Below are 12,193 nucleotides of genomic sequence, written 5' to 3'. Positions count from 1 at the left end.
TTTGTTGCTCAACAATTGATACCCAATGGGCGCGCTTTTGTTCTTGGTTCATAGTACCTCCGGTGAAAAAGGCACTATATTAAAGCGTGAGTATTATTGGTATGTGGGGTTAATTAACCGCTTACTTTTAAACCACTAGCCATTAAAGCTAAACGCCAATGTTCACCTATGCGATAAAAACTTAAATTAGCACCTAACACAAACAATGCAGAGGCTAATGCAGGCTTTGCGAGTAATGTTAAACCCGCATTAAGTTGTTCACCTAAGTTAACGCTTAACGCATTCGCCAAAATACCTAGACCAATACTCATCACAACCGGATTAAGTAACATGGAACGAACAAACCTTCGCCACGAGAAACCTTGAGGCTGTGCTCGTGCCGCTAAGATAAAAGTCATAGCGAATAAAGTGGCACTATGAAAAGTAATGATCATAAATACCTGCCCTATCATTGCCTGGCCCAAGGCGGCGATAATAATGGGCAAACCGACCAATACCGTATTGGAATAACTGGCACCCAACGCGAATACCGCACTGGCATCACGTCCTTGCAGCGCTATTGGGCTAAAGTGGCGATTAATACGATAACCTGTCGCAAACACTAATATCACCGGTATGTAAAAAGCTAATAATGCAAATGGGTCAATGCTTTGCGCTAACGGAGCTGCCAACATATTGATAAATAAAAATGCTGGAATACTGACATAAAAAGTGAACTTGCTGATCCCGGCAATGTGTTCTTTGTTAAAGAATCCAACTCGGGTTAATACATAGCCTAATAACACCATAAAAATTAAGGGGAAAATAATGCTGATGATGGCCATAATTACCTTGCAAAGAATTAAAGGAATCGCAACAGATTGCCTATTACAATAATATAACTACATGAAAATATTAAAAAACCAATAAAAAAGGCGCCTAAGCGCCTTTTTATCAAGAAGGTAAAAATTACCAACCTGTTTTGATACGTAGTGCTTTACCAATGTCAGCTAAAGAGCGAACAGTCGTCACGCCAGCAGCTTCTAGAGCAGCAAACTTATCTTCAGCAGTACCTTTACCACCAGCGATAATTGCGCCAGCATGGCCCATGCGCTTACCTTCTGGTGCAGTAACACCAGCAATGTAAGATACAACAGGCTTAGTTACGTGTGCTTTGATGTATTCAGCTGCTTCTTCTTCAGCATTACCACCGATTTCACCGATCATTACAATCGCTTCAGTCTGTGGATCGTTTTGGAACATTTCCAATACGTCGATGAAGTTAGTACCAGGAATTGGATCACCACCGATACCTACACAAGTAGATTGGCCGAAGCCTTCATCAGTAGTTTGCTTAACAGCTTCGTACGTTAACGTACCAGAGCGTGAAACAATACCGACTTTACCGCGCAAATGAATGTGACCAGGCATAATACCAATCTTACATTCACCCGGTGTGATTACACCTGGGCAGTTAGGACCAATCATACGAACGCCAGTTTCTTCAAGCTTCACTTTCACTTGAAGCATATCAAGTGTAGGGATCCCTTCAGTGATACAAACGATTAGCTCAAGGCCGGCATCGATTGCTTCAAGAATAGCGTCTTTACAAAAAGGTGCTGGTACGTAGATAACAGTTGCAGTTGCACCTGTTGCTGCTACAGCGTCTTTAACAGTGTTAAATACTGGAAGACCTAGGTGAGTTTGACCACCTTTTCCAGGAGAAACACCACCAACCATTTGCGTGCCATAAGCAATCGCCTGTTCAGAGTGGAAAGTACCCTGACCACCAGTGAAACCTTGACAGATTACCTTGGTATCTTTGTTAATTAAAACAGACATTATTTGCCCTCCGCAGCTTTAACAACTTGCTCAGCCGCGTCAGTTAGACTTGTTGCCGCGATGATATCAAGACCAGACTTAGCCAATACTTCACGACCTAATTCGGCGTTAGTACCTTCAAGACGAACAACTACTGGCACTTTAACGCCAACTTCTTTAACTGCACCGATAATACCTTCAGCGATCATATCGCAACGCACGATACCACCGAAGATGTTAACCAATACTGCTTTAACATTGCTGTCAGAAAGAATGATCTTAAAGGCTTCTGCAACACGTTCTTTAGTTGCTCCACCGCCAACATCTAAGAAGTTAGCTGGCTTGCCACCATGTAGGTTTACGATGTCCATTGTACCCATTGCTAGGCCAGCACCGTTAACCATACAACCTACGTTACCGTCTAAAGCAACATAGTTTAATTCAAATTTAGCAGCATGCGCTTCACGAGCATCATCTTGTGATGGATCGTGCATAGCTTTGATTTTAGGCTGACGGAATAATGCGTTGCCATCAATACCAATTTTGCCATCTAAACAATGAAGATTGCCTTCAGTGGTGATAACAAGTGGATTGATTTCTAATAACGCAAAATCATGGTCGTTAAACATGTTCGCTAGACCCATAAAGATCTTAGTGAACTGCTTCATTTGTGTTGGGTTTAACCCTAACTTGAAGCCAAGATCACGAGCTTGGAAAGCTTGAGGACCTGTTAACGGATCAATGATAGCGGTGTGAATAAGCTCTGGCGTATGTTCAGCCACAGTTTCAATATCAACACCACCTTCTGTTGAAGCCATAAACACAACGCGACGTGTGCTACGGTCAACAACTGCACCTAAGTACAATTCATTGGCGATGTCAGTACAGCTTTCGACTAGAATTTTAGCAACTGGCTGGCCTTTAGCGTCAGTCTGGTACGTTACTAAGTTCTTGCCTAACCAGTTTTCAGCGAATGCTCTGATTTCGTCTTTACTACCGGTAACTTTAACGCCACCTGCTTTACCACGGCCGCCTGCGTGTACTTGACACTTAACAACCCATAAGTTTCCGCCAATGTGACCAGCTGCTTCTACTGCTTCTTGAGCAGTATCACATGCAAAGCCTTCAGAGACTGGTAAACCATATTCGGCAAATAAAGATTTTGCCTGATACTCATGCAAATTCATGATGATCTATCCATATACTTCTAATAAAATCCAACTGGCTCTATCTTGAGCCAGCGACGAGGGTTTTATCTACTGACTTATAGATCAAGCAGCAGACGAGTTGGATCTTCTAAGAAGTCTTTAATCGCGACTAAGAAGCCAACTGACTCACGACCATCAACAATTCGATGATCGTAAGAGAGTGCTAGGTACATCATAGGCAGGATTTCAACCTGACCATTCACTGCCATTGGGCGATCTTTAATGGCATGCATGCCTAAGATTGCGCTTTGTGGCAGATTCAAAATTGGAGTCGACATGAGTGAACCGAAAACACCACCGTTAGTTACAGTGAAGTTACCGCCAGTCATATCTGCAACAGACAACTTACCGTCACGGCCTTTGATGGCTAATTCACGAACTGCTTTTTCAATTTCAGCTAAGTTCATCGTGTCGGTATCACGCAATACTGGTGTTACCAAACCGCGAGGTGTTGATACTGCAATGCTGATATCAAAATAGTTGTGATAAACAATGTCATCACCGTCGATAGAGGCGTTAACTTCTGGGAAACGTTTTAGCGCTTCTGTCACTGCTTTGATATAGAAAGACATAAAGCCTAAACGAATACCATGGCGTTTTTCGAAAATGTCTTGGTACTGCTTACGAATATCCATGATTGGCTTCATGTTAACTTCGTTAAACGTAGTTAACATTGCCGTTGAATTCTTCGCTTCTAGAAGACGTTTTGCGATAGTTTTACGAAGACGTGACATTGGTACACGCTTCTCACTACGGCCTTCTAGCGGTGCTACAGGAGCCGCCGGTGCTGCAGCTTTGGCTGGTGCAGACTTAAGGAATGCATCTACATCATCCTTAGTTACACGTCCGCCAACACCAGAACCTTTAATTTTGCTGGCATCAAGATTATGCTCTGCAATAACACGACGTACAGATGGACTTAATGCATCATTAGATTCATCAGAAGCAGCTTCGGTAGTCGCCGTGGCAGAAGGCGCTGATGCTTCAGCTTTAGTCACTTCTTGACCTGAAACAACACCAGCAACAAAATTAGCAATCACTTGCTCACCTAAAACGGTGTCACCTTCTTGGAATAACAATTCAGAGATTGAACCGTCTTCAGGTGCAACCACTTCTAACACAACTTTGTCAGTCTCGATATCAACTAAGTTTTGATCGCGAGTTACCTGCTCACCAGGTTTAACATGCCAAGTAGCAATAGTTGCATCAGCAACAGATTCTGGTAATACGGGTACCTTAATTTCGATACTCATGGAAAGCTTCCCTTATATAAATTATCTATTACGACAGTTTTAATGCGCTATTTACTAATGATTCTTGCTGCTGAACGTGCAACCCAGGATAACCACATGCTGGTGCAGCAGAAGCTTCACGACCGGCATAAGTGAGTTGAGCGCCTGCAGGAATATTAGCCCAGAAATGATGCTGACTACAGTACCATGCACCTTGGTTTTGAGGCTCTTCTTGACACCAAACAAAATCAGTAACATGTTGATATGTTGCCAATGCCGCACGCAATTCCACATCAGGGAACGGATACAGCTGCTCAACACGAACGATGGCAACGTTGGTCACATTCTCTTTACGACGTTTTTCAAGTAACTCGAAATAGACCTTGCCGCTACAGAATACAACGCGGTCGACTTGGCTGGCGTCTAAAGTATCAATCTCACCAATAATATTTTGGAAAGTGCCTTCAGCAAGCTCTTCTAAGGTAGACACCGCTAATGGATGACGTAGCAAAGATTTAGGCGACATAACCACTAACGGACGACGCATTGGACGCACAACTTGGCGACGCAACATGTGATAAACCTGCGCCGGAGTTGATGGCACACACACTTGCATGTTGTGGTTAGCACATAATTGCAAGAAACGCTCTAAACGACCACTTGAATGCTCAGGACCTTGACCTTCATAGCCGTGTGGTAACAACATAGTTAGACCACATAAACGGCCCCACTTTTGCTCACCAGACGATAAGAATTGGTCAATCACCACTTGGGCACAGTTAACGAAATCGCCAAACTGCGCTTCCCAAATGGTCAAGCCACCGGGTTCTGCTGTCGCGTAACCGTATTCAAATGCCAACACTGATGCTTCAGATAATACCGAGTCAATAATATCAATTGGCCCTTGTTCATCTGCAACATTGCGCAAGGGTAAATAGGTAGTGCCGTCTTTTTGGCTATGCAATACAGCATGGCGATGGAAGAACGTACCACGACCAGAATCTTGACCGGTAATCCGCACACGCTTGTTATCTTCAAGGATAGAAGCATAGGCCAAGGTTTCAGCGAAGCCCCAGTCTAATAACTTTTCGCCTTTAGCCATCAAAGTACGATCAGCACAAATTTTGGCAACACGAGATTGAAGTGTATGATTTTCAGGAATATCAACTAACTTATTAGCTAAGTTTTGCAGACGTTCCATTGACATAGGCCCGGCGTATTCTTCATCCCATTCGCGATTCAGATAAGGCGTCCAGTCAACAGTATGTAACGTCATAGGACGCCACTCTTTAACCACACAATCACCAGCATCTAATGCATCACGATAATGATTAATCAAACCAGTCACTTCATCAGCTGGAATGCTGTTTTCAGCGATTAACTTATCTGCATAAATTTTACGTGGTGTAGGGTGTTTTTTGATTTTAGCGTACATTAGAGGCTGTGTAGCACTAGGCTCATCAGCTTCGTTATGACCATGACGGCGATAACACACTAAATCAATGACCACGTCACGTTTAAACTCATTACGGTAATCCACAGCAAGTTGAGAAATAAACGCAACGGCTTCAGGATCGTCAGAGTTAACGTGAAAAATTGGTGCCTGAACCATCTTAGCGATATCAGTACAGTATTCTGTTGAACGTGTGTCAGCCTGGTTAGATGTCGTAAAACCAACTTGATTATTAACCACGATTCGAATACTACCGCCAACTCTAAAGCCGCGAGTTTGAGACATATTGAACGTCTCTTGCACGATACCTTGGCCGGTAATAGCTGAATCACCATGAATAGTAATTGGCATTACTTGCAGACCGTCTTTACAACCACGACGATCTTGACGAGCACGAACAGAACCAATAACCACTGGATTAACGATCTCTAAGTGAGATGGGTTAAAGGCTAATGCTAAATGAACATTTCCACCTGGCGTTTCAAAATCAGATGAGAAACCTTGGTGATATTTTACGTCACCTGAACCATGAGTATCGGCATGCTTGCCGGCAAACTCATCAAACAGTTCTGCAGGACGTTTTCCCAGTACGTTAATGAGCAAGTTTAAACGACCACGGTGAGCCATACCTACAACGATTTCTTTAGTACCCGCTTCACCGGCACGGTAAATGATTTCACGCATCATCGGAACGAGCGCATCACCACCTTCTAAAGAGAAACGCTTAGCTCCAGGGAATTTAGCTCCAAGGTATTTTTCGATACCTTCTGCTGCATTCAACCCTTCAAGAATACGCTTTTTGACACTATTATCGTAATTGGCTTTACCTAATGTGGGTTCAAGACGTTGTTGGATCCAACGCTTTTCATCGGTGTCAGTAATGTGCATGTATTCAGCACCAATAGAGCCACAATATGTGCTCTTTAATGCATGAATAATATCAGCAAGTTTCATGGTCTCACCGCCTAGGGCGAATGAACCAGTATTAAACTGACGCTGCATGTCATCAACAGTTAAGCCATGATAAACAGGATCTAGCTCCTGAACAGACTCACGCTTCCATAATCCTAATGGATCTAAATTGGCATTTTGATGGCCACGGAAACGGTGAGCATTGATCAGTTGCAGAACTTTAACTTGTTTAGCATCTAACTCTGGATCGCCTACGCTAGTAGCGTTTTTTAAACGACCTTGTAAAGCTAAACTGCGGAAATAGTCACGGACTTTAGAGTGAGCAGTTTCGGGTACTTCTACTGAGGCACCGTTAACCGGAGGGAGATTATCAAAAACAAGCTGCCAATCAGGAGTCACTGATTGCGGATCTTCTTGATAGGCTTCATACATCTCTTCTACGTAGGTCGAGTTCGAACCACTTAAATGTGACGACTCGAGCCAGGCTTTCATGATGCCTTGGTGCATTGTTATTCCTTTCAAACTTGATACACGTGCTAGCCATAAACATAACAGTGAGTAACCTAAGTTACTTCACACGTAGACTGAAATTATCTTTACAAGATAATAGCAGGAGGTATTACATAAACACACAAAAGAGCCATCTCCAATATTGAAGATGACTCTTAACAGAGCTAATAAGTCAGACTATTATGCTCTTCGTCGTGCATTAAACCGCTCGCTTCAGTAACATCGACTTGATATGACCAATCGCTTTAGTCGGGTTTAATCCTTTAGGACAAACATCAACACAGTTCATGATGCCATGACAACGGAACACACTGTAAGCATCATCTAGTTCAGATAAACGCTCTTCAGTAGCCGTATCGCGGCTGTCGATCAAGAAACGATAAGCATGTAACAAGCCACTTGGTCCGATAAATTTATCAGGATTCCACCAGAATGATGGACAAGCAGTTGAACAACATGCGCACATGATACATTCATATAAACCATCTAAATGAGCACGCTCTTCAGGTGATTGTAAATGTTCGCGAGCTGGAGCCTGTTCGTCATTAATCAGATAAGGCTTAATTTTTTCGTATTGCTTATAGAACTGAGTCAGATCTACAACCAAATCACGAACTACCGGCATGCCTGGTAAAGGACGGATTTCAATTTTCTTCCCTTTAAAGGTCGATAATGGCGTAATACACGCTAATCCGTTTTTACCATTCATGTTAACACCGTCAGAACCACACACACCTTCACGGCATGAACGACGGAACGCAAGCGTTGGGTCTTGTTCTTTCAGTTTAATTAACGCATCTAACACCATCATATCAGTGCCTTCAGGCACTTCTAAGGTGTAGTCCTTCATATAAGGCTTGGTATCTACATCAGGATTATAACGATACAATGCAAATGTTAATTTCATCTTTTGCAACTCCTGCCTAATAGGTACGTTTTACTGGTGGAAACGCTGCACGTAATTTAGGTGTCATGTTGACATCACGTTTACTCATAGCTTTCGTCATTGGGTTGTACAAGCTATGACATAACCAATTATCATCATCACGGTCTAAATAATCTTCACGAGAATGCGCACCACGGCTTTCAGTACGGAAGTTAGCTGCATAAGCAGTTGCCAACGCTGTTGCCATTAAATTATCCAATTCTAAGCATTCAATACGTTGAGTATTAAATTCTGTTGAATTATCAGATAACTTAGCATTTTCAAGACGTTTTTGAATTGCTTGTAGCTGTTCTAAACCTTCCGCCATGGCTTCACCACTTCGGAAAACAGAGAAATTTAACTGCATGCACAATTGAAGATCTTTACGGATAACCGCAGGTTCTTCACCGTCTTTGTTGCTTTCCCAACGATTAAGACGAGCAAGTGATGCACTAATTTCTACGTCTGATGCAGCTTTTGGATCAGGTGTCGCGTCTAACGCTTTACCTAAATGCTGACCAGCAGCACGTCCAAACACAACCAAATCAAGTAATGAGTTACCACCTAAACGGTTAGCACCGTGTACTGATACACAAGCAATTTCACCAACGGCAAATAAACCTAATACATCTTGCTCGGTGCCGTCGTCATTCATACGAATAACTTGACCACTTACTTTAGTCGGTAAACCACCCATCATATAGTGACAAGTAGGCAATACTGGAATTGGACCATCTGCTGGATCAATGTGTGCAAAGGTACGTGATAATTCACACACACCAGGAAGACGCGCTTCTAAGGTTTCTTTGCCTAAATGATCTAGTTTTAATAAACAATGTGGACCTAAAGGACCGTCTAAACCACGACCTTCACGAATTTCAGTCATCATTGAACGTGCTACCACGTCACGTGATGCTAAATCTTTCGCATTTGGCGCATAACGTTCCATGAAACGTTCGCCGTCTTTGTTTAATAGGTATCCACCCTCACCACGACAACCTTCAGTAACCAAAACACCTGCGCCAGCAATACCCGTAGGGTGGAACTGCCACATTTCCATGTCTTGCAATTGAACGCCTGCACGAGCTGCCATACCAACACCGTCACCAGTATTGATGTGAGCGTTAGTGGTTGATGCATAAATACGTCCTGCACCACCGGTCGCTAAAATAGTTGCTTTTGCTTTGAAATAAACAATTTCGCCAGTTTCAATTTCAATCGCAGTACAGCCTACCACTACATCATCTTCGTTTTTAACCAAATCTAAGGCATACCACTCAGAATAAACGTCAGTTTTATGTTTAACGTTTTGTTGGTATAAACAATGAAGCAGTGCATGACCTGTACGGTCAGCAGCAGCAGCAGTACGAGCCGCTTGCTCACCACCGAAGTTACGCGACTGACCACCAAAAGGACGCTGGTAGATTGTGCCATTATCAAAACGAGAGAAAGGTAAACCCATTTGCTCAAGTTCAATAATTGCTTCAGGACCCGTTTGACACATAAACTCGATAGCTTCTTGGTCGCCGATAAAATCAGAACCTTTAACGGTATCGTACATGTGTTGTTCCCAATGGTCCTCGTGAGCATTACCTAATGCTACGGTGATACCACCTTGAGCAGAAACGGTATGTGAACGAGTTGGGAAAACTTTAGATAACAGCGCACAGCTCTTACCTTCTTTAGAAATCTGTAATGCTGCTCGCATACCTGCGCCACCGGCGCCAATTACGATTACATCAAATTCGCGTACTGGAATACTCACTTAAACACCCCACACTATTACAATGCCTGACGCTAAATAACTGATCGCGACCATGACAAAGGTAAACTGTAATACACCACGTAACGCTGTGTGTTTGACATAATCAGTCAACACTTGCCATACACCAATCCACGCATGAATAAGTAAAGCAACTAACGTTATAAGGGTAAAGACTTTCATTGGAAGTGAACTAAATAAACCACTCCAAATTTCGAAAGTTAACGGGGCACTACACGCGATAAAACCTACTAAGAAAATAGTATAACAAGCGAGGATCACTGCACTTGCGCGTAATAGAATATAGTCATGAACACCACTGCGTCCAAAACTTGCTGCATTTGTTACCATACCCAAATCCCCGCTATGATTGAAAAGACTACTGCTAACACAAAAGTAGCCTTAGCTGATGCAACACCCGAAGTTAATTCTTCCCAGTGTCCAGCATCCATAATCAAATGACGAATGCCACCTAATAAGTGATAACCCAACGCAGTTAGAATACCCCAAATGATGAACTTCATCACAAAACCATCGAACAAGGATTGTACGCTAGCAAACCCCTCTGGTGATGTTAAAGTCGAATTTAACAACCAAAGAAGAATACCAATTGCAAATAGCATGATAACACCGGAAATACGGTGTAGGATTGACGCGATAGCTGTCGCAGGAAAGCTTATCGTCTGCAGGTCTAGATGGACAGGTCTTTGCTTTTTCACGTTCTGCTCACTCAGCTCCGTCGAGCATTATTTTTGTTATCTATCTGTTTTTTGTTTAACTATTAACGCTAACACTAGGCATACGTTTTTAAACAAATAACGGACCACTCTGAAACATCTAATCAATTGAGAAATCACTATTTAGTTCGTAAATTCATCATTCCTAAACTGTGATGTTCGTCGCCCTTGGGGGCGCAGGCAAGTATACTCGTGGGAATTGTCAAATACAAACCTCACATTATGCAAAATAAGTTTTTTTAGTATTTTTTTATTCTAATCCAAGCGCAGAGCGGTTTTCAGCGCATATATACCATGGTCTAACAAATTTAAACGCTTATTTAAATTGATATGTGATCCCGATCCACTGTAAAGTAACCACCGCTTAACATGCCGCACTCATATAGAAGAATGAAGTAAGGAGAACGGGGTATGGCTGATAATATAGCCAAATTAGAGTTACCAGGAAACGATTCAATCGACCTACCTATTAAGAAAGGTACTGAAGGTTTTGACGTTATCGACATCAGTACACTTGGAAAAAAAGGGTATTTCACCTTCGATCCAGGCTTTTTAGCTACTGCATCTTGTGAGTCAGCAATTACCTATATCGATGGTGAACAAGGTATCTTGTTACATCGTGGATATGCAATTGACCAGCTTGCAACTGAATCTACCTATTTAGATTTATGCTACTTGCTTCTTTACGGTGAATTACCGTCTAAAGTTGATTACGAACAATTTGTTGCCACAGTGAAAGAACACACTATGGTACATGAGCAAATTGCATTCTTCTTCAGAGGTTTCCGCCGTGACGCACACCCAATGGCAATGCTTTGTGGTGTAACCGGTGCATTATCTGCTTTCTATCAAGATTCTCTTGATGTTAACAATCCAAAGCATCGTGAAATTGCAGCTTACCGCTTAGTGTCGAAAATGCCGACTATTGCTGCGATGTGCTACAAGTACTCAATGGGGCAACCTTTTGTTTACCCACGTAACGATTTAAGTTATGCGGGCAACTTCTTGTCGATGATGTTTGCTACTCCTTGTGAAGAGTACAAAGTTAATCCTGTCGTAGAAAAAGCAATGGACCGTATTTTTGTATTGCATGCTGATCATGAGCAAAATGCATCTACATCTACAGTTCGTTTAGCAGGCTCTTCAGGTGCTAACCCATTTGCATGTATTGCAGCAGGTATTGCTTCGTTGTGGGGCCCTGCTCATGGTGGTGCTAACGAAGCTTGCTTAGAAATGTTAGAAGAAATCGGCAGCGTTGACCGCATTCCTGAGTTTATCGAGAAAGCGAAAGACAAAAACGATCCATTCCGCCTAATGGGCTTTGGCCATCGTGTTTATAAGAACTTCGACCCGCGCGCTAAAGTGATGCGTGAAACCTGTCATGAAGTCCTTAAAGAACTTAAAGTGGTTGATCCATTATTAGACGTAGCAATGGAACTCGAGCGTATCGCTCTTGAAGATGAGTACTTCATCTCTAAGAAGCTTTACCCGAACGTCGATTTCTACTCTGGTATCATCATGAAAGCCATTGGTATCCCTAATGATATGTTCACAGTGTTATTTGCACTGTCTCGTACTGTTGGTTGGATTTCACATTGGAAAGAAATGTTAGATCAACCAGGCCACAAAATTAGCCGTCCACGTCAGTTATACA

Annotated in this window: 10 protein-coding genes; 1 reads left to right on the top strand and 9 read right to left on the bottom strand. The window is 42.6% G+C overall.

What is annotated here, in order from left to right; all coding sequences use genetic code 11:
- Positions 1-113: 113 nt before the first annotated feature.
- From H5202_RS11870 to sdhC, 9 genes are all read right to left on the bottom strand, one after another.
- Complete coding sequence (locus H5202_RS11870) at positions 114-824, bottom strand: AEC family transporter (protein WP_259397296.1); 711 nt, start codon at positions 822-824, stop codon at positions 114-116.
- A gap of 124 nt (positions 825-948) precedes the next feature.
- Complete coding sequence (gene sucD / locus H5202_RS11865) at positions 949-1,821, bottom strand: succinate--CoA ligase subunit alpha (RefSeq protein ID WP_182772259.1); 873 nt, start codon at positions 1,819-1,821, stop codon at positions 949-951.
- On the bottom strand, positions 1,821-2,987 hold the full coding sequence (gene sucC / locus H5202_RS11860) for an ADP-forming succinate--CoA ligase subunit beta (RefSeq protein WP_101086897.1): 1,167 nt from the start codon (positions 2,985-2,987) through the stop codon (positions 1,821-1,823). The genes sucD and sucC overlap by 1 nt, the downstream gene beginning before the upstream one ends.
- A gap of 77 nt (positions 2,988-3,064) precedes the next feature.
- Positions 3,065-4,261, bottom strand: a complete 1,197-nt coding sequence (odhB, locus tag H5202_RS11855) for a 2-oxoglutarate dehydrogenase complex dihydrolipoyllysine-residue succinyltransferase (RefSeq protein WP_182772258.1) — start codon at positions 4,259-4,261, stop codon at positions 3,065-3,067.
- Between the two features lie 28 nt (positions 4,262-4,289).
- Positions 4,290-7,112: a 2-oxoglutarate dehydrogenase E1 component gene (gene sucA / locus H5202_RS11850; protein ID WP_182772257.1), complete on the bottom strand. Its 2,823-nt coding sequence runs from the start codon at positions 7,110-7,112 to the stop codon at positions 4,290-4,292.
- Positions 7,113-7,314: 202 nt separating this feature from the next.
- Positions 7,315-8,022, bottom strand: a complete 708-nt coding sequence (locus H5202_RS11845) for a succinate dehydrogenase iron-sulfur subunit (RefSeq protein ID WP_182772256.1) — start codon at positions 8,020-8,022, stop codon at positions 7,315-7,317.
- A 16-nt stretch (positions 8,023-8,038) separates the two neighbouring features.
- Complete coding sequence (gene sdhA, locus H5202_RS11840; RefSeq protein WP_182772255.1) at positions 8,039-9,805, bottom strand: succinate dehydrogenase flavoprotein subunit; 1,767 nt, start codon at positions 9,803-9,805, stop codon at positions 8,039-8,041.
- Positions 9,806-10,153 carry a succinate dehydrogenase, hydrophobic membrane anchor protein gene (sdhD, locus tag H5202_RS11835; RefSeq protein ID WP_101086892.1) on the bottom strand — a complete coding sequence of 116 codons (348 nt, stop codon included), beginning with the start codon at positions 10,151-10,153 and terminating at the stop codon, positions 9,806-9,808.
- Positions 10,147-10,521, bottom strand: a complete 375-nt coding sequence (sdhC, locus tag H5202_RS11830; protein ID WP_101086891.1) for a succinate dehydrogenase cytochrome b556 subunit — start codon at positions 10,519-10,521, stop codon at positions 10,147-10,149. Before sdhC ends, sdhD begins: the two co-directional genes overlap by 7 nt.
- Positions 10,522-10,950: 429 nt before the next feature.
- On the opposite strand from sdhC, the gene H5202_RS11825 reads away from it, so the two are divergent.
- Positions 10,951-12,193 (top strand): citrate synthase (locus tag H5202_RS11825; RefSeq protein ID WP_182772254.1); only part of this gene is annotated, 1,243 nt, incomplete at its 3' end.

It is taken from the genome of Shewanella sp. SG41-4 (genome assembly GCF_014164505.1).
In the GTDB taxonomy this organism is placed as follows: domain Bacteria; phylum Pseudomonadota; class Gammaproteobacteria; order Enterobacterales; family Shewanellaceae; genus Shewanella.
Note: the sequence above shows the minus strand (reverse complement) of the source record. Positions and strands in the feature narration are given on the sequence as shown.